At 68.3% G+C, this 21,322-nt stretch carries 17 protein-coding genes; 3 read left to right on the top strand and 14 right to left on the bottom strand.

Going from position 1 to position 21,322, the window contains the following annotated elements; genetic code table 11:
- Window position 1: 1 nt before the first annotated feature.
- Both ACFV4R_RS04405 and ACFV4R_RS04400 read right to left on the bottom strand, forming a co-directional pair.
- On the bottom strand, window positions 2-1,153 hold the full coding sequence (locus ACFV4R_RS04405; protein WP_377201212.1) for a cation:proton antiporter: 1,152 nt from the start codon (window positions 1,151-1,153) through the stop codon (window positions 2-4).
- A 153-nt stretch (window positions 1,154-1,306) separates the two neighbouring features.
- Window positions 1,307-2,230: a LysR family transcriptional regulator gene (locus tag ACFV4R_RS04400; protein ID WP_377201211.1), complete on the bottom strand. Its 924-nt coding sequence runs from the start codon at window positions 2,228-2,230 to the stop codon at window positions 1,307-1,309.
- A 100-nt stretch (window positions 2,231-2,330) separates the two neighbouring features.
- Here ACFV4R_RS04400 and ACFV4R_RS04395 point away from each other — a divergent pair, with 100 nt between their 5' ends.
- A complete protein-coding gene (locus ACFV4R_RS04395) occupies window positions 2,331-2,813 on the top strand; it encodes a hypothetical protein (protein WP_377201210.1) in 483 nt (160 codons plus the stop codon).
- Window positions 2,814-2,842: 29 nt separating this feature from the next.
- Here the strand turns inward: ACFV4R_RS04395 and ACFV4R_RS04390 are convergent, their stop codons facing one another.
- From ACFV4R_RS04390 to ACFV4R_RS04345, 10 genes are all read right to left on the bottom strand, one after another.
- Window positions 2,843-4,333 (bottom strand): family 43 glycosylhydrolase, encoded by a 1,491-nt coding sequence (locus ACFV4R_RS04390; protein WP_377201209.1) that lies wholly within the window; start codon window positions 4,331-4,333, stop codon window positions 2,843-2,845.
- An 86-nt stretch (window positions 4,334-4,419) separates the two neighbouring features.
- Entirely contained in the window at window positions 4,420-6,765 is a 2,346-nt protein-coding gene (locus tag ACFV4R_RS04385; RefSeq protein ID WP_377201208.1) for a glycoside hydrolase N-terminal domain-containing protein, read from the bottom strand.
- Between the two features lie 59 nt (window positions 6,766-6,824).
- Window positions 6,825-7,289, bottom strand: a complete 465-nt coding sequence (locus ACFV4R_RS04380; RefSeq protein WP_377201207.1) for a phage tail protein — start codon at window positions 7,287-7,289, stop codon at window positions 6,825-6,827.
- Window positions 7,290-7,347: 58 nt separating this feature from the next.
- The gene (locus ACFV4R_RS04375) at window positions 7,348-7,674 is read right to left on the bottom strand and encodes a hypothetical protein (RefSeq protein WP_377201206.1); all 327 of its coding nucleotides are present in this window, start codon (window positions 7,672-7,674) and stop codon (window positions 7,348-7,350) included.
- Between the two features lie 402 nt (window positions 7,675-8,076).
- A complete protein-coding gene (locus tag ACFV4R_RS04370; RefSeq protein WP_377201205.1) occupies window positions 8,077-9,036 on the bottom strand; it encodes a glycoside hydrolase family 43 protein in 960 nt (319 codons plus the stop codon).
- A complete protein-coding gene (locus ACFV4R_RS04365) occupies window positions 9,033-11,327 on the bottom strand; it encodes a family 78 glycoside hydrolase catalytic domain (protein WP_377201204.1) in 2,295 nt (764 codons plus the stop codon). Before ACFV4R_RS04365 ends, ACFV4R_RS04370 begins: the two co-directional genes overlap by 4 nt.
- A 68-nt stretch (window positions 11,328-11,395) precedes the next feature.
- Entirely contained in the window at window positions 11,396-12,403 is a 1,008-nt protein-coding gene (locus tag ACFV4R_RS04360) for an oligopeptide/dipeptide ABC transporter ATP-binding protein (protein WP_377201203.1), read from the bottom strand.
- Entirely contained in the window at window positions 12,400-14,523 is a 2,124-nt protein-coding gene (locus ACFV4R_RS04355) for a dipeptide/oligopeptide/nickel ABC transporter permease/ATP-binding protein (RefSeq protein ID WP_377201202.1), read from the bottom strand. The genes ACFV4R_RS04360 and ACFV4R_RS04355 overlap by 4 nt, the downstream gene beginning before the upstream one ends.
- Window positions 14,520-15,461 carry an ABC transporter permease gene (locus ACFV4R_RS04350; protein ID WP_091717561.1) on the bottom strand — a complete coding sequence of 314 codons (942 nt, stop codon included), beginning with the start codon at window positions 15,459-15,461 and terminating at the stop codon, window positions 14,520-14,522. Before ACFV4R_RS04350 ends, ACFV4R_RS04355 begins: the two co-directional genes overlap by 4 nt.
- A 62-nt stretch (window positions 15,462-15,523) precedes the next feature.
- Window positions 15,524-17,077: an ABC transporter substrate-binding protein gene (locus tag ACFV4R_RS04345; RefSeq protein ID WP_377201201.1), complete on the bottom strand. Its 1,554-nt coding sequence runs from the start codon at window positions 17,075-17,077 to the stop codon at window positions 15,524-15,526.
- Between the two features lie 218 nt (window positions 17,078-17,295).
- Here ACFV4R_RS04345 and ACFV4R_RS04340 point away from each other — a divergent pair, with 218 nt between their 5' ends.
- The gene (locus ACFV4R_RS04340; RefSeq protein ID WP_377201200.1) at window positions 17,296-18,552 is read left to right on the top strand and encodes a glycoside hydrolase family 1 protein; all 1,257 of its coding nucleotides are present in this window, start codon (window positions 17,296-17,298) and stop codon (window positions 18,550-18,552) included.
- 57 nt (window positions 18,553-18,609) lie between these two features.
- Here the strand turns inward: ACFV4R_RS04340 and ACFV4R_RS04335 are convergent, their stop codons facing one another.
- Entirely contained in the window at window positions 18,610-19,440 is an 831-nt protein-coding gene (locus ACFV4R_RS04335) for a nucleoside hydrolase (protein ID WP_377201199.1), read from the bottom strand.
- Between the two features lie 208 nt (window positions 19,441-19,648).
- On the opposite strand from ACFV4R_RS04335, the gene ACFV4R_RS04330 reads away from it, so the two are divergent.
- Complete coding sequence (locus tag ACFV4R_RS04330; RefSeq protein WP_377201198.1) at window positions 19,649-20,635, top strand: methyltransferase family protein; 987 nt, start codon at window positions 19,649-19,651, stop codon at window positions 20,633-20,635.
- On the opposite strand, the gene ACFV4R_RS04325 is transcribed toward ACFV4R_RS04330, so the two are convergent.
- Complete coding sequence (locus ACFV4R_RS04325) at window positions 20,606-21,322, bottom strand: AAA family ATPase (protein ID WP_377201197.1); 717 nt, start codon at window positions 21,320-21,322, stop codon at window positions 20,606-20,608. The two genes, ACFV4R_RS04330 and ACFV4R_RS04325, sit on opposite strands and share 30 nt — an antisense overlap.

Genomic DNA, 21,322 nt, shown 5'->3' with positions numbered 1-21,322 from the left:
CCTAGCCCGCGGTGGCCGGGGCGCTCCGTGCAAACACGCGGGCCGCCCGTGAACCTGCGGCGGCGCTGGCCCCGATGGTGATCAGGGCACCCAGGATCAACGCCGAGGCTTCGCCCGGCTCCAGCAGGTTCAGCTGGGTGCCGATGGCGGCGGCAGCAACCGGCACGCCCAACTGGGATGCCGATAGCACCGCGAGCGGCAGCGGCTGGCCGAGCAGGCGCAGGCTGCCGTGGACCAGCAAGGTTCCTGCTCCGAGGCAGAGCCCGAGGAGCACCATGCCGGGGGTGACGGCGAGGGCCCGCAGGTCCAGCGATGCGCCCAGCCAGACGAAGAACACGGGTCCGAGGAAGCCGTCGCTCACGGCGAAGAGCTGGTGCGCCAGCCGCCGGGGCTCACCTACGGCCGCCACCACCAGCCCGAAGGAGAATCCCGCCAGCATCACGGACACATGCCCTGCCACCGCCAGCCCGGAGAGGGCGAAGAGCAAGGCGAGCTGGATCCGGAGTTCCAAGGCGAACTTCCGGTCCTCGGACACGTCATGTACCCGCCCGCGGGCGCCGCTGAGCTCCAGCCAGCGGAGAACGAAGAACAACGCCACCGAACAGGCCGCGACGGCGGCTGCCCCCACCGCCGCCCGCGCAGCGTTGGGCGGGTCCACGGCGAGCGGCAGCGCCACGATGCAGGCGATGTCTGCCACAGCAACCTGAGCCGTGGTGGTGAGGACCTTTGGACCGGCCAGCCGCAGGGAATCAATGATCGGCAGGACGAGGGCCGCCGAGGACGAGGCGAGCAGGACGATGTAGAGCGGGGCGTGGCCGGTGCCGAAGGCGAACGCAATAGCGGTTCCCACTCCGGCCGCGAGCGCCGCGGCGATGGCTGCCCGGAGCGCGCCGCCGGCCAAGGCAGGACGGATGGCCCGGTCCCGCACCGGCACGTGCGTACCGGCCACGAACATGATGAGGGCGAACCCTACGTCCGCCACGAACGTGAACGTCGGATCGGAGGAATCCACCAGGCCCAGGCCGGTGCGCCCAATGGCGATGCCGGCCAGCAGCTGCCCCAGCACCATGGGCAGGTGCCATTTCCGCGGGAATGCCAACAGGGGTCCCAGGAGCGCGACGGCGGCGATCAGCGAGAGCTGGAAGAACGACACACGCCTTCCTCCTTCTGCCGGCGCGCCCGGACCTCCATCCGCTCCGGGTAACGGCTGCGGCCGTGGCCGGTGGGATTCGCCAGCGGCGCGGATGGTGCGCTCACAGTACCCACGCCGCTGCAGGCGGTCAATGGCGCGGGTACTGTGGGCCGCTCAGGAGGCAGACCGGGTATCGAAGGCGGCAGCTGATTCCCGCAGCAGCCGGGTAACGGTGTCCAGCGGGGTGCTGGCGGGCCGGCGTCCCGCGAAGCGCCGCAGGACGATGCGCCGGGTTCCCAGGCCCGGGACATCCAGGACTTCCACGCCGTCCTGGACCACCCCGGCAAGGGCCAGGGTGGGGACGATCGCCACCCCTTCGCCAGCGGCGACAAGCGCCAGTGCCGTCAAGGTTTCCTGGTACTGGTGCACCGTTTCGATATGGGCGCCCGTTGAGTGGCGGAGCCGTCCGATCACTGCGGCGTTGGCTGCTGATTGCTCGACGCCCAGCCACGGAAGCGGGAGCCGGCCGAGGTCCACGTTTTCGGTGGTCAGCAGGGCCCCGGTGGGGACCACCAGTTTCCATGGTTCGTCCAGGAGCGGCTCCTCGATCATCCCGGCCGCGAGCGTCCGCTGCTCCGCCGTGGTGGAGTCCAGCTCCACCACCACGGCATCGAGCTGGCGTTGGCGGAGCAGCCGCATCAGGGCAGGATAGTCGTCCTCCACGATCCGGATCTGCAGCTGGGGGAACTGGTTCCGCCATTCAGGGAGCCGCGGGATCACCACTGTCCGCACGAAGCTGGTGAACCCGCCGATGCGCACCACCCCTTCGATGGTGGCTCCGCTTTCCATCCGTGCGCGCGCCACGGTGAGGGCGCGCTCGATCTCTTCGCCGGCCTCTGCCAGAGCCAGGCCGGCGGGTGTCAGCACTGAGCCCTTCGGCGTCCGAAGCACCAGCGCCTGCCCCGTTTCGTGCTCGAGTTTGCTCAGTTGCTGGGATACCGCGGAGGGCGTGATCCTCAGCTCATCGGCTGCCGCGAGAACACCGCCCGTACGGGCAACGGCCAGCAGCACCAGCAAGCGGCGAGGGTCGAGATTCATGTTAAGCCGTTCTAAACCTGGTCTTCAGAAGAATGCAATTGAACTACACCTCTTCCGGCCCCGACAATTGCCGTTAGGTAACGATTTCAGAAAGGACACCATGGAACTGCTATGGGAAATTGCCGGTTGGGCCGGCGCCGTCGCCATCCTCAGTGCATACCTGACCGTATCCATGGGGTGGCTGAAGGCCGGGAAGGCTTTCCAGACCGCGAACCTCGTGGGCGCGTCCGCATTCATCATCAACGGCGCCTTCCATGGTGCGTGGCCTTCCGTGGCCACGAACGTTGCCTGGTGCCTCATTTCCGCCGTGGCGCTTCTTCGCATGCGTGCCGCCGGCGGCTCTGCCGGCAGTGACGCGCCCGCGGTGCAGCTGCCTGGCGTCCCGGACACCACCGGCCAGCTCGCCGTCATCGAGCCGCGCGTCAGTGGACCGCACCCCCTTGAGGCGCGCGCCGTTGAAGCGTATGCGGCGGAGCCGTGTTCCGCTCAGCCCCATGCCGCTGAGCCATACGTCGTTGAGCCGTACACGGCCTGCGCCGCGCCAGCGGCCGCTCCCGTACGGCAGGGCGCCATCGCCATCTAGCGGTGGCTATCTGGCACCGTGCCGAGCGGTCAGTCTTCGCCGCGGTAGGACACGCGGCGGACCAGGACTTCACCAGCAACGGCGTAGACGCCGAACGCCCTCCCGGTGAACGCCTTTGCGGTTTCGAAGGCCCAATGCCGCCCGTCGAGCTCGGTCAGCAGCAACTCCGGGCTCCCGCCCGGCCCGGCGGCGCGGACCGTAAGGCGGATCCTGTCGCCACCCACGGCACCCGCGCTGAAGTCCGACGGCGGCGGGCTGGCTGCGATGGCCAGCTCGATGTCCCCGGCGGGAACCGTCGCCTCCCACGTCCGGTCAAAGCCGGCAACGACGGCACGCGCCGTGATCCTGATGCCGTCGCAGTCCTGGCCCTGGCTGGCTTCGATTCCGAACCAGTTGTCCTCGGCGTTCCGCACGGCCACGCCCCCGCTGCCCGTGGCGACGCTCAGTACTGCCCGGAATTCCATGCCGAGGTGGCGCTGGCGCTGGGCGAGGAAGCAGGGCCGGGGCGAAGCCATGGTGCTCCCGTCGCCGGCGATCAGGAGGCCTTTGGACGTCGGCGCCGTGAACTCGGCGGGCATCCGGCGGACCCCGATCCAGTTGGGGTGGTCCGGGGCTGCTCCGTGGGTGAAGTCGTACTCCACCTGTTCCGGCCGCGCCCCGCCCACGACGGGCAGCTGAGCGTGGGGCCACCCGTCCTTCCACTCCACCGTGGAGAGGAAGGACTCCCTGCCCAGGGGAGAAAATGCCTGGGTGAGGCCCACCGGACGCACGCCCAGCAAAACCATGGCCGTTCCGCCGTCGGGAACCTCCACCAGGTCCGCGTGCCCGGTGTTCTGGACCGGCGATCCGGTGCCGGCCGCGGTGAGGACGGGGTTGTGCGGCGCTGACTCGAAGGGCCCGTCCGGGCGGCGTGACCGTGCCACAGTGACAGCGTGGCCCCTGTCCGTCCCGCCCTCCGCCGCGACCAGGTACCACCAGTCGCCGCGATGGTAGAGGTGCGGCCCTTCCGGCGAATACAGGCCGCTGCCGGACCACAGCGCGCGGGGCCGCTCGAGCGCTGCTCCCGTTGCAAGATCCACCCGCACCTGCTGGATCGCGTCCGGGTGGCGGGCGAAAGTGACATAGGCGGTGCCGTCCTCATCCCACGCGAGGTCCGGGTCGATGCCGTCCACTGCCTCGATGGCGGTGCCGTCGCTCCACGGGCCGGCGGGGTCGGTGGCCGTAAACACCACGCAGCCCCGGCCGCCGAGGAAGATGGACACGATCAGGTAGAAGACACCGTCACGGTAGCGGAGGGTGGGCGCCCAGACTCCTCCGGGGGTGGGGACGTTGGCGAGCCGGACCTGCTCCTCGCGGGTGGCCACGTGCCCCACCAGCTCCCAGTCCCCAAGGTCCTTGCTGTGATAGATCGGCAGGCCCGGCAGGTATTCAAAGGATGAGGTGGCCAGGTAGTAGCCGTCCGGGGTTCTGACGATGCTGGGGTCAGGGTTGAATCCGGACAGGATGGGGTTGGTGTGCATCCAGCCATCCTGCTGCCTGCAACCACGTCAGGGCCGGGCCGGTTTCACCCTTTGGAAGGCATTCTGCCCGGCGGGATGCCCCTCCTCTACAGGAAGCTGTCCTCGCTGAGCTCGAAATCCTCTCCCCCGGCCAGTTCAACACTGATCTGCCGCCCGTTCCACAGGATGTCCCGCCGCACGTCCGCGGGCGAACGGAGCACGGCGCTCCCCAAGGCCCCGCCGGACCACCGGAGGTCCACGCCGATGCCGCCCACGGCGCGCAGCCCACTGATCGATCCCTCGCCCCACGCGGCGGGCAATGCCGGGAGGAACCTGATGGCGGCGGCGTCCGACTGCACCAGCATCTCCGCGATGCCCGCCGTCGTTCCGAAGTTGGCATCGATCTGGAAGGGCGGGTGGGCGGTGAACAGGTTGGGGTAGACCCCGCCGCGTTCGGCCAGCCCGTCCCCGGCCACGCGCAAGGCGAGGTGCACGCTCTCCTCCGCTTTGCCGGCGTCACCCAGATGGGCCCACAGGCCGAGGCGCCAGGCCATGGCCCAGCCCGTCGATTCCGGGCCCCGGAGTTCCAGCGTCCGGGCTGCCGCGGCGGCCAGTTCCGGGGTGGACTCCGGGCTCCACTCCTGCAGCGGGAACAACCCCACCAGGTGCGAGGTGTGGCGGTGTTCCGGCTCGTGTTCGGTGGCAGCGAAGGACCATTCGAGGACTTCACCGCGGCCGCCGATGGCCGGCTGCGGAAGCGCGGCCACCTTGCGGGTGAGGTCATCAAGCCACGGCGCCGGGGCACCGAGCGCGGCCGCCGCCTGCCGCGCCGAGCCGCACAGCGCCCTGAGCAGGGAAACGTCCATGGTGGAGGACGTGCCCACCGCTGCGGGGCCGCCGTCGTCAGCGACAAAGCGGTTTTCGGGAGAGGTCGACGGCGACGTGTACGTTCCGCTGTCAGGTTCGCCGATGATCCAGTCCAGTGCGAAGAGGGCCGCGCCTTCGAGGGCGGGCCACGACGCTTGGAGGAGGGCGAGGTCCCCCGTGTAGGCGTAGTGCCGCCACACGGCGTCGGCCAGCCACGTTCCGCCCATCGCCCAACTGGCCCACATCGCGTTACCCTTGCCGGCTCCCACCGCGAACGGGTGGCCCCAGGGGTCGGTGTTGTGGTGGGCCGCCCAGCCGCGGGCACCGTACAGGCCGGCCGCCGCGGTCCCGGTGCCGGCGAGGGTATCCACCAGCCGGAGCAGCGGGTCGTGGCATTCCGCGAGGTTGGTTATGAGGGCGGGCCAGTAGTTCATCTGGGTGTTGATGTTGATGGTGTAGTTGCTGCTCCAGGGCGGCGGAAGCTCTTCGTTCCAGATGCCCTGGAGGTTGGCCGGGAAACCTCCCTGCCGCGAGGAGGCGATCAGCAGGTACCGGCCGTAATGGAACAGCAGCGCAATCAGGGCAGAGTCGGACTTGTCCGTTTCAAAGGCGTGGATGCGCTCGTCGGTTGGCTTCGCTGCGGCGGACGCCGGGCCGCCGCCGAGTTCGAGCGAAACGCGGCTGTAGAGCCCGGCGTGGTCGGCGAGGTGGCGCTCCAGCGCCGGCTCGAAGGCTTCTTCGTTCAGTACCCCCGCGATCCGTGCGCTGAGAAGCCCCGCCAGCGCATCGGCGTCGCGCGCGGTGTTGGCGTGGCGGGCATAAGGGTGGTTAAGCGCGGTGCCCGTCGCCACGACGATCCGGACAAAAGTGGCGCCCCGGATGCCCAGGACCCCGTGAGCAAAGCCGGCATCGCCGTCTGTGACAATGCCGGCGTGAACTGCTCCGGCGCGGGATTCCGGGCCGTATGCGATTGGTTCGGCAGCCTGTTCGTGGGACGGCGCGACGTCGGCCGGTAGCAGCACGCCCAGCCGGAGCTCTGTTCCCCAGTCCTGGGTGACGGCGTCCATGCCCCGTGCGGTGATTTTGTCCGGCGAGATCCCGATCCGCAGGTCGGCGGGCATTCCAAACGCGATGTCATGCACAATGACGGCGTCGGGGTGGGAGGCGAACGTCCGGTGACGCGCCTCGGAACCGTCCAGGAGGTAGCGGTGCCCGGCGACGCCTGTCCGGAGGTCAAGCCACCGGGCGGGGCCAGCTGCCGGGGCAACGGTGCCGGCAGCTTCGACGGAGACGACGGCGAACGGAAGATAGGCCTGCGAGTGCGTGCTTTGGAAGCCCATCAGCAGGTCCTCGGCCCGCCGGACGTCACCGGCATCGATCGCCCCGCGTACGGCCTGGAGCAGGGCCGTCCCGTCGGCCGGGTCCAAAAGCGGCGCGGACCTGTCCGTGGGGCCGGACCAGGCCGAGCCCTCGTTGAGCTGGATGCGCTCGCCGCCGGCCAGGCCGCGCAGCGTGGCACCGGCGAGGCCGTTGCCCACCGGCAGTGACTCGACGAAGTGTTCCGCCGGCCCGCGGTACCAGAGCACGTGGCCGGGATCGGCGGGGGGCAGTTCGATGGCCGGCGGATGCCCCGCCGGGAGCCGGCTCAGTACTGTCCCTTGATCACGAAGTAGGAGCCGCGGATGGTGCCTGCGAGCTTGGATTTCTGGCGCGCAAACTTGAAGCTGGACGCCAGTTCCTCCGGCACCTCCATGCCGTCTGACAGCTTGAACCCAACCGCCCGTTTGGCGCCCTCCTCGATGCCGTACATGACGTTGATGGACAGCCCGGACTCGTAAAACACGTATGCCATCCGCAGCCCGTCCACCTCGAAGGCAGAAACTTCAAGCGGCTTCGAGGCAATCACCAGGTCCCGCTCCGTGGCGAGGATGTTGTGGATGTACTTGAGCGTCTCCGGATCCTCTTCTGCGGCGGTGACGGTGAAGTCATGGTCGTACTTGTTCTTGTAATAACGCGCCTCGTTGGCCCGCAGCCCGGCCAGGGCGTCCACTACCGGCGATGATTCCAGGCCAACAGTGGACACGTTCTTGAAATCCACGGTGTACGGCATGAGTCCTCCTGGGTATTGTCCTGTGGCACATCGTTGCAGATCAGCGGCTGCCGCGCACTCACGCCTGTGGTTTGCGGGCAACCACGGTGTAGGTGCAGGGGACGAGGTCCCGTTCGGCTTCCGGCCACGCGTATCCGTCCGGCACGTCCACCATGCGGGGCGAGAACTTCCACGGCAGCGTAGTGCCCTCGTCCAGGCGGAGGATCTGCAGGCCGGCGCCGATGAGGAAGTTGATGATGTCGGACAGCGGATGCGCCCACTGGTAGGTGCGGGAATGGGCCACCTTACCGTCACCCGCGTAGGTGGATTCCTCGTCCCACACCTGAGCTTGGCCGCGATTGAAGTACGGGTAGCGGAGCTGCAGGCCATGGGCGTCCTCATCCACCGTGTAGAGGGCAGGATGGCCGTCGCGGATGTAGAGGCCAGGGCGGCAGCGGAGGCGAGGGCGGACGGCGAGAAGTCCAGGCCGGTAACCCGGGCGCCCGCACGGGCCAGCGACACCGTGTCCGTCCCGATGTGGCACTGCAGGTGGCACACGTCCAGCCCGGCAACAGTCCCGTCCGGAACGAAGGGCGCGAGCGCTTCACGATCGGTGCGCACCACGGGGGTCAGGTAGCCGGGATCATCCAGCGCCGCGAGTCCGTAGGCTTCCTCGTGCAGGGGCACCCGGTCTTCCCAGTTGTCCCTGTTGGTGGCGCGTGCGGTCTCCCAGTCGACCGTGATCGGGCTGTCGCTCATTCCGGCAGCCTACATCGTTGTACAGCCGCAGGTGCCGGAAAACACTCCATCATGACAGGATCCTGATACCGTCCCCGCTGATCTCAATTTCGGTGAGGTTGACCCGTTCGTCCGGAGAGCTGTTCGGCCAGTGGAAGCTCAGGTAATCGCGGCCGCCGGCTGTGCGGAGGATCATGCCATGGCCGCCGTCGCTGGACCACAGAGGCTCGCGCTGCTGGGTCCAGGGCCCGGTGATGGTCCCACTGGCCGATTCGGCGACGCCCATCGCATACCCCCTCTCGCCGTGGCTGGACCACAGCATGAGAAGTGTGCCCTCAGCGGCACGGATCAGGAACGGGCCATCGGTGAACATGGGATCCGCGGCCAGGTTCAGTCCCTTGGGAGGTTCCACGCCCTCCGGGAAACGAAGGGGACGGGTCCAGTTGGCCGAGGACGCCGCGAACAGGAGGATCGGCTCATCAACACGGGAGCGGAGGTCATCGGACAGCCGCAGCGCGTACATTTCGCCATCACCGATGCCTGCCTGGTCCGGCGTCCCCTCCGCCCCACAGCTATAGACCAGCCAGCGCGTGCCGTCGGAGTCGATATGCAGGGTTCCGTCCAGGCACGGCTGGGCTGCCGGCGTGACAGGTCCGTCGCTCCAAGGACGGTACGGGCCGGTAGGGCTGTCAGCGACAAGCACGGCGACCCCGCGGGGCCGCGCACCAGTGGACGTGGCAAAAGTGGCGAACATAAAGAACCGCCCGTCAAGGGCGTAGGCTTCCGGCGCCCAGAACTGCGTGTCAGCCCAGAACCCCGGTGGCGGGCGGAACGCGGCAACGGGGCCGTCCCAGTGCTCCAGGTCCCGGCTGGTATAGCAGTCAAAACCGGTTGCCGGTCCGCCCCACACGCTGGCGTCACTGGTTCCGAACAGGACGAACTCGCCGGGGGCAGGCTCCAGGATGAAAGGGTCACGCATCCGGATGTCATTGAGGCGCAACTGCGGAACCGTCGCCTGTTGGCCCGTCATCGGCTTACCTCATAGTCCGGGGAAGGTGCCGGCGCCGCTTCGAAGCGGTGCGTTCCGCCCGTGACGCCGTGCCGCGCACCGTCCGGAAGGACGACGTCGGCCGCCACCCCGTCCGGGACGGTCGCCTCGAGCCGGAACACGCCGCCGTCGTACTTCCACGCGCTGCGGACCTCGCCGTGCGGGGTCTTCAGGGACGTGGCCGCCCAGTCGATCCCCTCCCCCGGCTGCGGCTGGATGAGCACGCGGGCGTAGCCGGGTTCCAGCGGGCGGATGCCGCCGATGGCCTTGTGCATCCAGTCCGCCACCGCGCCCAGGGCGTAGTGGTTGAAGCTGGTCATTTCACCGGGGTTGATGGTGCCGTCCGGGAGCATGGAGTCCCAGCGTTCCCACACCGTGGTGGAGCCCATGGTCACCGGGTACAGCCAGGACGGGCAGCCCTCCTCCAGCAGCAGCCGGTACGCCTCGTCCACATGCCCCGTATCGGTCAGTGCGTGGGTGATGAACGGCGTCCCCGCGAAGCCGGTGGACACCCGGTAGCCGTTGTCCCGCACCAGTTCGGCCAGGCGGTTGCCGGCGAACTCCCGCAACTCCGGTGTCAGCAGGAGGTCGAAGGCGATGGCCAGCGCGTAGACGGTGGTGCAGTCGCTGCGGATGGTGCCGTCAGCTGCCACGTAGTGCTCGGCGAAACCGTTCCGCACCCGGGCGGCGAGCGCATCGAAGGAGGCCTCGTCGTCGTGCTTCCCCAGCAGTCCAGCGGTCCGGGCGGTGAGCCTGGCGGTCCGGTACATGCAGGCGGTGGCCACGACGCCGGTGTCCGCTTTGGCTGCCCACGGCTGGTCCGGTGCGGCGTCGGGATCGAGCCAGTCACCGAACTGGAAGCCCGAATCCCACAGCCCTGCTGGCGAGAGGAGCCCTTCCACCCGGCGGGTGTGCGAGGCCATTGATTCGTACTGGTTCTGGAGCACGCTGAGGTCACCGTAGGCCTCCCACAAGGCCCAGGGCACCCAGACCGATGCCTCGCTCCACAGCGCGGAGGACTCCGGCGCGGGGAATTCAGCCGGCTGCGGGCAGTACTTCAGCGCATCAGGCACGGTGATGGGGACCAGCCCGTCCTGCGCCTTCTGTTCCGCTGCGAGGTCCAGGAGCCAGTCCTGCAGGAAGCCCTTGACGTCGTAGAGGTAGGCGGCGGTGGGCGCGAAGACGGCGATGTCGCCGGTCCAGCCGAGCCGTTCGTCGCGTTGCGGGCAGTCGGTGGGCAGATCCAGGAAGTTGCCGCGCAGGCCCCAGACGATGTTGCGGTGCAGCTGGTTCACCAGTTCGTTGGAGCACTCGAAGGTACCGATGCGCTCCAGGTCGGAATGGACCACCACAGCTTCAAGGTCATCTACCGTGAGGTCCCCGGGCCAGCCGGTCACCTCGACGTAGCGGAAACCATGGAAGGTCTTGGTGGGCTCGAAGGAGTCCTGGCCGCCGGAGAGGATGAACGTGTCCGTGGCCTTCGCCGTGCGCAGCGGCCGCACGCCCAGTTCACCGTCCTCCAGCACTTCGGCATGCCTGATGGTGACGGTGTGGCCCGCTTCGCCCTGCACAGTGAACCGCAGCCAACCCACCAGGTTCTGGCCAAAATCCACCAACGTCTTGCCGCTCGGTGAGGTGAAGACGCCGACGGGACGGACGGCGCCGGCACGCACCACGGGCGGGCCCACCGGCTCGGCCAGCCGCCCGGCGTCGAACGCCACTTCCCGCACTCCGGTCCACGCGGCGCCGGGCACGAAACCGGGCTCCGCCCAGCCCTGCTGGAACCGGCGGGCGTCGATGGTTTGGCCGTCGTAGAGGTCGTTGAAGGTGGTGGCGGACGGGCCGGCCTGCCAGGATGCATCCGAGGCAACGGACTGGACGTGTCCGTCGGCAAACTCGATGTCCAGCTGCCCGAAGAACCCCAGCTCGCTGCCGTACAGGTTGGACATGCCGTGCCAGGCCAGCCGGCCACGGTACCAGCCGTTGCCGAGCTCCACGCCGATTGCGGTGGTGGGCCGGATGAGGGCGGTGACGTCGTAGCTGCGGTGGCGGAGGCGCCACTCGTAGGAGCTCCAGCCGGGGCTCAGCACGTCGTCACCCACGGGGGTGCCGTTGATGGACGCCTCGTAGACGCCCAGGGCGGTGGCCCGCAGCGTCGCCTTCACCACCGCGCCGTGGCCCTCCGCGAGGGTGAACTCCTTTCGGAGCAGCGGGGCGCCGTCGAAGTCGTTCTCGGGCGTGATAATGGCGGCGAGCCAGGAAACTGAAGTCATGGAGGGAGTGTTCCGTTCTGGTGGAAGCAGGGTCAAGGGTGGTCCGGTCCGCGAAAACGCAGGCGACGTCAGGCGTAGTGGCAGGCGACGTCCGCCGTGCCCACGCGCCGCAGCGCGGGCCGTTCGGTGGCGCACAGTTCGGTGGCGAGGGGGCAGCGGAGCCGGAAGGGGCAGCCGCCGGGACCGGGCACTGCAGCAGCACCGGTGCGGACCCCGAGTGATTCGCGGGCTTCCCGCCGGGCGGCCTGTTCGGCGGGCCGGGGCACGGGTGAGGCTGCCACGAGGGCCTGTGTGAAGGGGTGCTGCGGGTTTTCGGTGACGACCCCGGCCGGTCCGCTTTCCATGACCTGGCCGCGGTAGAGCACCACCACGCGCTGGGCCAGGAACTGCACCACGGCAATGTCGTGGGCGATAAACAGGTAGCTGAGGCCGCGCTCGTCGCGGAGGTCCGCCAGGAGGTTGAGCACCTGCGCCTGGGTGGAGAGGTCCAGGGCGCTGACGGCTTCGTCGCAGACCACCAGCTGGGGATCGCAGATCAGGGCCCGCGCCACGGAGATCCGCTGCCGCTGGCCACCGGAGAACTGGCTGGGGTAGCGGTCCACTGCTTCCCGCGGGAGCCCGACACGTTCCAGCATGTCCTCGGCCTTGGCGCGGGCCTCTGCCGCCGGCACCCCGCGAAGCCGCAGCGGTTCAGCAAGGGATGCGCCCACGGTGTTGCGGGGGTTCAGCGAGGAGTTGGGGTCCTGGAAGACGGCCCGCAGTTCGCCGCCGAGGGCCCGGCGCTGGGCGGCGCCGGCGGAGGTGATGTCCGTGCCCTGGTAGCTGATGGATCCGCCGGAAACCTTCTGCAGGCCCAGGATAGCTTTGCCGATGGTGGACTTGCCGGAGCCGGACTCCCCCACCAGTCCCACGGTTTCGCCGGGGGCGATGCTGAAGCTGACGTGGTCGACGGCGGCCGGTGCGGCGGCTGCCTTGCGTCCCCGGCCGTAGCGGACCACCAGGTCCTTGACCTCCAGCATGGGGGTGCCGTCGTGGGGAAGGGTGGAACCGGTGCGTTCCGTGACTGCGGTGCTCATGCCAGGTCCTTCTCGATGACGGCGGTGTGCTGGGAGGTGGCGCTAGTGTGCTGGGAGGTGATCGGGAGGAGGCGGGCGGCGGGCACGTCGGTGGCCAGCCAGTCCATGCCTTCGACGGCCAGCTGGTCCGCCTTGACGCAGCGCACCAGGCCCTCATCGGTGCCGGACGCCAGCAGCGGAACGGGGTCCGTGCAGGCGGAGCCGGCGAACTGGCACCTGGCGGCGAAGCGGCAGCCAGTGGGCCAGTCCTTGGGCTGCGGCACCTGGCCCTGAATCGTGGCCAGGCGTTCGGGCATGTTGTCCGCGTCGTTGGCGTGCGGGTCCGCGGCCAGGAGGGCCAGGGTGTACGGGTGGCGCGGGTTGTCCAGGATGGCGGCGGTCTTGCCGTTTTCCACCACCTGGCCGGCGTACATCACGGCCACCTGGTCGCAGATGTCCGCCACCACGCCGAGATCGTGCGTCACCATCACCACTGACATCCCGGTGTCCTTGACCAGTGCCCGGAGCAGGGAGAGGATTTCGGCCTGCACCGTGACATCCAGGGCGGTGGTGGGTTCGTCCGCCACCAACAGACGGGGCTGTCCGGAGAGCGCCAGGGCGATGGCAACGCGCTGGGCCATGCCGCCGCTGATCTGGTGCGGATAGGTCTTCAGGATGCGGTGGGCGTCCACGATGCCCACCTTTTCCAGCAGGTTCCGGGCCTCGTTCCGCGCTTCGGCTTTGCCCATGCCGCGGAGCCGGCGGATGGCTGCGGTGAGCTGGTAGCCCACAGTGAACATGGGGTCCAGTGCCCGCATGGGCTCCTGGCTGATCAGCGCGATGTCGCGGCCGCGGATGCCTTCCATGTCCTTGTCCGTTGCGGCGGCGAGGTTCCTGCCGTTCCAGAGGATCTGGCCGCCGCTGACGGAGACGCCGGAGGGCAGCAGTCCCAGCAGGGACAGGGCGGTCATGGTCTTGCCGCAGCCGGACTCGCCCACCAGGCCCAGGACGCTGCCCGGTGCGACGTCGAAGGCGACGCCGGTGACCAGGGCGACGCCGTTGCTAGTACCAGCACCGTCGACGCCGACGGAAAGGTTGCGGACGCTGAGGGTTCCGTTCCCGGGGGCCTCCTGCGCGTCTGCGTCCCTGGGTGCCGGGGCTGCGGCGATCGCAGCGACCGCTGTGGCCCGCTGCCTCCGCGCGGCGGCGGAGGGCAGGTGCGGTGCGGCGGCGTTGGGTGCCTTGCCCAGGGCGTTGCCGATGGCGTTGGCGGACAGGACTGTCAGCGCAAGGACGGCGCCGGTGGGAACCATCATCCAGGGGGCGTCATAGACGTGCTGTGAGGCGCCCTGGATCATGCCGCCCCAGCTGGGCTGCGGGAGGGGCGGGCCGAAACCGATGAATGCCAGGCCGGCCTGGATCAGCATGCCGACGGCGAAAATCAGGGCCGCCTGCACCACGATGGTGTTGGCCAGGCCGGGCAGGACGTGGCGGACGCTGATGCCCACCGGGCTGAGGCCGTCCACCTTGGCGGCGTCAACATAGAGCTGGGACTGCAGGGATTTTGCCTGGCCCAGGATCACGCGGTAGATACCGGCGGACATCAGGATGCCCAGGATGGCCATAATGAGCGGGATGTTGGTTCCCACCGCGCCGATCACCGCCAGGATGATCACTGTTCCCGGCAGGGACATCATGACTTCCGTGATCCTGCTGATGACGGCCTCGGTACGCTCGGCACCGGCGGCGGCCATGGCCAGGAGGGTACCCAGCCCGACGCCGACAATCACCGTGATCAGCGAGGTTCCCAGGGTGCCTGCGGCGGCCGCGAAGATGCGGCTGAGGATGTCCCGGCCCAGTTCGTCGGTGCCCAGCCAGTGGGCGGCGGTGGGGCCGGAGAGGACGGCGGTGAAGTCCTGGTCTTCGGTCTTGAAGGGCAGCCACAGGGGCGCCGTCAGGGACGCAATGACCAGGGCAGCCAGCCACACCAGGCCGGCCACTGCTCCCGGTGAGGCGAACAGCCTGTGCCGGGAGGCTTTGGTGAGGACCGCTTTGCCGGAGCGTGGCACGGAGGCTCCTGCCGCCATCGTACTTGCTGTCTGGTCCGCGTCTGCGGGGGCCGGGGCGACTGAGGGGATCATGAGGCACGCAACTTCGGGTCGAGGAACTTGGTGGCCAGCTCGAGCACCAGGTTGACGGCAACCACCACCACGGTGGCGATCACCACCACGCCCTGGACTGCGGGGGCGTCATGGGTGCTGACGGAGGTCTGGACGGCCTGGCCCAGGCCGGGCATCGCGAACAGTTGCTCCGCTATGACGGAGCCGCCGAACAGGCCGATGAACTGCAGGGCGATGCCGGCAACGATCGGCAGGCTCGCGTAGCGCAGGGCGTGGATGTAGAGGATCTTCCAGGTGGGGGTGGCCGTAGCGCGCAGGGTGCGGATGTGTTCCTGCTGCAGCGCTTCCAGCATGGAGGCCCTGGTCTGCCGGGCGATGAAGGCCGCCCCGCCCACGGCCAGCGTAATGACCGGCAGCGCCAGGGACAGCGCCCAGTCCTGCGGCGAGACCTCGAACGGGACGTAGCCGGTGGCAGGGAAGACCGAGGACTGGACGGCGAGGAGGTAGACCAGGATGATGCCCACCCAGAACGCCGGCAGGGCCACGAGGAGCCCCACGAACCCTCCGATCACCTGGTCCAGGAGGCCGCCGCGGACCGCCGCGGTGACGCCCAGGGCGATGCCGAGGATGGCACTGAGGACCGTGGCTCCGGCGGCGAGGGACGCCGTCACCGGCAGGCGGTCCGCCAGGTCGGCGCTGACGGAGCGGCCGTCGATCAGCGAAACGCCCAGATTTCCCTGGACCGCGTCGCCCAGCCAGCGGAAGAACTGGGAGAACAGCGGATCGTTCCAGCCGAGTTGTTGGTTCAGCTGGTCGATCGCGTCCTGGGAGGCGCCGGCGCCGAGCGAAACAGCTCCCGGGCTGCCGGGCATCGCGTGCACCAGCAGGAACGCCAGCACCGCAACCACCAGCACCGTGGCGAGCGCCATGAGCAGGCGCTTGGCAACGAACAATGCCATGGGTGACCTCCGTTGGTCTTGCCCGGCGCCTCCGTTGGTGCGAAGGCGCCGGGCGGGTTGGATCAGTTGGTGGGCTTGTAGGAAGAGAGCAGCGGGTAGGCGTTGGTGCCGGCGAACTGGACTTCCTGGACCTTCTTGGTGTTGTAGCCCCAGTTGGACAGCGATTCGAACAGCGGGATCAGCCAGCCGGACTCCACCAGCCGGGTGTTCAGCTTGGTCAGTGCCGTCTTCCGGGCGGAATCGTCCTTGGCTGCGGCGGCTTCGCCGGTGGCGGCGCTGAGCTGATCGTCGGTGGCCTTCTGGACGTTGGTGAATCCGTTGAGGATGGCGCCGTACATCAGGCCGATGGGGTTGTCCCAGCCCAGCGGTGCGTAGCCCAGCGGGGTGGTGGCAACGGCGGCGAACGCCTCATCGGTGGAGGCGGCCATCTTCACGTTCATGGTGATGCCCACCGCGGTGAGGTCCTTCTGGACAGCCTGCAGGTCGGTCTGGGTCTGGGCGCCGGCAATGATAGTGAACTCGAAGCCGTTGGCGTAGCCGGCCTCGGCCAGCAAACTCTTCGCCTTCTCCGGATCGTAGGCGAACGTCTTTTCCAGATCCGCGGTGAAGCCGGCCGAGTCCTTGGGGAGGGCGTTCCAGGTGGGGATGTCACCCTTGTGCAGTGCGTCCACCAGGGCCTGGCGGTTGATGGCGTGCTGGATGGCCTGGCGGACCTTTTCGCTGGCGAACGCGGGGGCGGTCTTGCCGGTTTTGTCGAACGAAATCATGGTCTGCACCGTGCCGCCGATGCGGGACACCCCCACGCCCTTGGACTTGGCGAAGTCCACCGTGGGTGAGGTCAGCTGGGCCACGTCGGCCTGGCCGGACACCAGGGCGTTGGCGCGGGCTTGCGGGTCCATGATGACGTTGAAGACGATCTTGCTGTACGCATAGTCCGCGGCGTCGTCGTTCTTCTCGTTCTTGACCATCACATACTTGTTGCCCTTCACCGTGGACGGGTCAAGGGTGTAGGGGCCGGAGCCGTCGGGAGTGGTGGCGAGGCTGGCGGTGTCGGCCACGCCCGTCTTGCCCACGATCATGCCCATGGTGGAGGTGAGGTTCTTCTCGAAGCCGGGCTGCGGCTTGGCGAAGGTGATGGCCACCTGGGTGGGGCTTACGACGTCGACGCTTGATATTTCCTGCGCCCCGCCCTTGGCGATGGCTGAGTAGGTGCTGAGGGCGGTGTCGGTGCGGCGGTCGAAGTTCGCCTTGACCAGTGCGGCGTCCAGCGTGGAACCGTCCGTGAAGGTGACGCCGTCCTTGAGGGTCAGGGTGAGGACTGTGCTGTCTGCGTTGTATTCGAACTTCGTGGCCAGGCCGGGGCCGGCCGTTCCGTCGGGCTGGAGGTCCAGGAGGGTGTCGTAAAGGCCTTCCATGAACTGGCGCTGGGCGTCCGCCACGCGGATGGGGTCGTAGCCGAAGGACGCCGAGTCGCTTTCGACGCCGATGGTCAGGGTGGACTTGTCCACGGTGGCCGCCTGCTGGCTGCCGCCGCCACAGGCGGCCAGGGAGCCCATCAGCAGGACGCCGGTCAGGACGGCAGCGCTGCCGCGGGCTGTGGTGGTCAGGAGTTTCATCGGGTGCGCCTTCGCATTCTTCAGTGAGTGCAACGGAAAGAGAGGGGGGCCGGTGGTGTCCGGCACCCTTCAAGAATCAGCCGGGGCCGTCAGGGCCAAACATGACAATGTCATTGATTGAAAAAGTATTGTGGCGGGGGTCACGCGGACGGACAGGATGGATGAAGGCAGAGACGCCTGGGCGCCGCCTGGCCGGCCCCCATCACGAGAGGAACCACATGACCAACCCGTTTCCGCAGGACTTCCTTTGGGGCGTGGCCACCGCAGGCCACCAGGTGGAAGGCAACAACGTCAACAGCGATACCTGGTTCCTGGAGCAGCTTCCCGGGACGATCTTCGCGGAGCCGTCCGGGGATGCCGTGGACCACTACCACCGCTACCGCGAGGACATTGCCCTGATCGCCGGGCTGGGGTTCACCAGCTACCGCTTCTCCCTGGAATGGGCGCGGATCGAACCGGCCGAAGGCCAGTTCTCCGTTGCCGCGCTGGACCACTACAAGCGCGTCCTGGAGGCCTGCGTTGAGCACGGCCTCACCCCTGTGGTGACGTTCCACCACTTCGCCTCACCGCTGTGGCTGCTGCAGTCCGGCGGCTGGGAAAGTGCCCGCACGACTGACCTGTTCGCCAGGTACTGCGACCGTGCCATGGCGCATTTGGGCCACCTCATCGGCGTCGCGTGCACGTTGAACGAGCCCAACCTGCCCTGGCTCCTGGAGTCTTTCGGCATCGGAGGGGAAGCCCCGGAGAACCGCGGCTCCGTACCCATCTGGGCTGCCGCGGCGCAGCGCCTCGGCGTTGACGCGAGCACCGTTGCCCCGTTCCAGTTCTGCTCCACCGAAGCCGGGTTCGCCGTAAAGCTGGCCGCGCACCAGGCCGCCACCGCTGCGATCAAGGCACACCGCCCGGACCTCCAGGTGGGCTGGACGCTCGCCAACTCCGACATCCAGGCCATCCCCGGCGGCGAGGAAATTGCGGACAAGGTGCGCCGCGACGTCAACGAGCGCTTCCTCGAAGCCTCCCGGGGTGATGATTTCGTGGGCATCCAGACTTACGGCCGCACGGTCTACGGCCCGGACGGCCATGCACCAGCGCCGGATGGCGTGGAAACCAACCAGATGGGTGAGGAAATCTACCCGCAGGCCATTGAGGCCACCGTCCGTGAAGCCGCCCGCGTAGCCGGCGTTCCAGTGATGGTCACCGAGAACGGCCTGGCCACGGACGACGATACGCAGCGGGTTGCCTACCTGCAGGCGGCGGTCGACGGCGTTGCCTCCTGCATCGCGGACGGCATCGATGTGCGCGGGTACATCGCGTGGACCGCGTTCGACAACTTCGAGTGGATTTTCGGCTACCGGCCCAAGTTCGGCCTGATCGCCGTGGACCGCACCACCCAGGAGCGCACTCCCAAGGAGAGCGCGCACTGGCTGGGCAGCTTCGCCTCGAAGCAGGCATCCCAGGTGGCCCAGCCCGCCTGATCACGGCGAATGGCCCGGATTTCCCATAGGAATCCGGGCCATTTTCCTTTTGCGCTGCTACGCCTGCAGGCGCAGCTTGGCGGCGAAATCGGCCATGATCAGCCTGGTATCCACGGAGGTATAGGTGCGGCGCGCGGGCTGGGTGCCTGTTTCCGTGAACGTGGAGGTGGCGTCGTCGAGCCCTGTCACCATCAGGGGTGCGCTGTCCCCCAGGCACCACAGAGGCCCGAACTTCACGAAGTCCGGCACGTCCAGGCCGTGGAAAAGCTCCCACAACCAGGCGCCGGCGGCCCCGGAGGTGCGGAACAGCTGGTCCAGCTCCGCCACCGGGGCAACAATCCGCCGGTACGTTTCGGCCGGGAACTGCCACACGGCAAGTTCCTTGTTGCCCAGGACGAAGTCCGCAGCGGCGGGGTCGGTGAAGTAGTTGTATTCGTCGTCGTTGACCTCTGCTCCGCCCACCCATGCAAGCGTGAACGCCGACGCGATGGCAGGCTCCAGCAGGAGTGCATCAGCCACATTCGTCAGCGGACCGGCACAGACAAGGACCAGCGGAAGGCCTTCCCAGGCCGGTGCGGCAGCGGCGGCGATGATGGCCCGGGCAGCTGCCGATTCCCTCGGTTGTCCCGTGAAGGGGGCGTCTGGTCCGGCCTGGACGGTGGACTGGTCCGGCAGCTTGAGGACCCGCAGCAGGTCCTCCGCCAAGGCCGCGCCGGCCCGGGCACGGCCCTCCGGCGGCCCGAACATAGGATTCGTCAGCGATGCCGTGACAGCGAGAATCCGGTTGGCCGGGGACAGCGCGTGATGCGCCAGCCCCACCAGCCCGTCCGGGTCACCTGCCCAGTCGTTGTCGATGATGACCCTGCATGTGGGTTCAACCCGAATCATGTCCATCCTGGTCCTTTCGCTTGGCCGGGAGCACGGGCGGCGTCCAGTGCCCCTGCTCGACGGGTAGTCTCAGGAACAAGTCTTGCCGCCGTACCGCGCCCCGGGGCCATCGCTTTCATTCACTGGAAAGCTCCGGAATCCGCCTGCGGCCGGCAGTGCGGAACATAGGGCATTCGCCAGGGATGCCGGGAGAGATTCGGGGGAATCCGTGCCGCGGTTCATCTGGTGGGGCAGGGCGTACTTTGCCCTGCAGGCGTTGGCCGGAGCCCTATGGTGGACCGCCGTTGCGGTGTCTCCCACCGTGCGGACAGCCACTCTCGGCAGCCTCGATCCCGCCCTTGTGGCCGCTTTCGACATCCCGCTCTTCGTGGTGGGATCCGCCGCGGCGGCCGCAGGTGTCCGGGCCGCTGCCGCCATTGTTGCCGCGTGGTCCGCCGCGGTCACCATTGCACTCGGCGCCTACGCCACTGTCACAACGCAGGCGGGCACGGGAGCCCTCCTGATCACGGCCGCGGTGGCCGGCTCGATCGCCGCCCTCTGCTTGGCCTGGTGGGGGCGGATTCCCGTTGTGTGGATGATCCGCGGCCCGTTCGCGTTCCGCCCCGCCCGTAAGCGGCGCGCCCGGTTCCATGTGGCCGCCACCTTTGGGCAGATTGCGGTGTTCTGGGGTTTCTTCCTGGGAGTCCTTCCCCTGTTCCTGGACTTCCTTGAGCGGCGCTGGGGACTGGCTGCTGCTTTTCCCCAAGTGGCCGGCCCGGCCGGCGTGGTGGTGTTGATCCTGGCCAGCGCGCTGGGCATCTGGTCTGCCGTTTCGATGTCCACCAGGGGAAACGGGACACCGCTGCCCGCAGCCATGGCCACCACGCTGGTGGTTGCCGGCCCGTACCGCTGGATACGCAATCCGATGGCGGTGGCCGGCGTTGTCCAGGGAGCGGCCGTGGGCCTGATGCTGCACTCCTGGTTCGTGGTGGGCTATGCGGTCCTGGGTTCGCTGGTCTGGAACTATGCCGTGCGGCCGCTGGAGGAGGCCGACCTCAAAGCCCGCTTCGGCAGCGGCTTCGAGGCATACCGCGAGGCCGTACCGTGCTGGATCCCTACCTTCCGCCGGCGCAGGAATTCACCCGTGGCTGTCACTCCGGGAAGCGGACGCAATGCCGTGCCACCGTCAGATATGCCGGAGGTACCGCTGGGGTGAATCGAGGAAGTTGCGCCAGTTGGTGATGAGGTCCAGGTCGTCCCAGTCGCGCTCCCGCAGTCCCCAGGGGCCCGCTTCCAGGATTTGCGCACCCGGAAGCGCGGCCAGCAGGGGCGAGTGGGTGGACATCACCACCTGTGAATCCCCTTCGGCCAGTAGGTCCTTCAATATAGCCAGCAGGCTGAGGCAGCCGGAGAACGACAGTGCGGATTCCGGTTCGTCGAGGACCCACAGTCCGCGTCCACGGAACCGGCTGACCGCCAGCTCGAGGAAGGATTGCCCGTGTGACATGTCGTGAAAGGCGGCGTCCTGGCCGCCGGGATTGTTTTCCAGGTAGGTGAAGAACCCGTGCATGGTTTCGGCGCGCAGGAAGTACCCTCGGCGGGTGGCGCCGGCGTTCCTGACCAGTTGCAGGTGCTGGGCCAGCACCGATTCGGTGGGACGGGTGGAGTGCCGGGCGCCCGTTGACCCGCCTTCCGGTGACAGCCCGTACGCCAGGGCAATGGCTTCCACCAGAGTGGACTTTCCCGATCCGTTCTCCCCCACCAGGATCGTTGCCGGGGCAAGGTCCAGGCCCTTGTCCAGGATTTGGGCCACAAGTGGCAGGCCGGCCGGCCACCGGCTGCGGTCCATGACGTTGCCGGGGTTCTCCACCAACCGCCGGATGGGATAAGTGCCGGGATCCAT

The sequence above is a fragment of the Pseudarthrobacter sp. NPDC059871 genome, assembly GCF_042731175.1.
GTDB lineage: Bacteria > Actinomycetota > Actinomycetes > Actinomycetales > Micrococcaceae > Arthrobacter.
The sequence above is the reverse complement of the archived record's forward strand: the minus strand, read 5'-3'. Positions and strand labels throughout refer to the sequence as shown.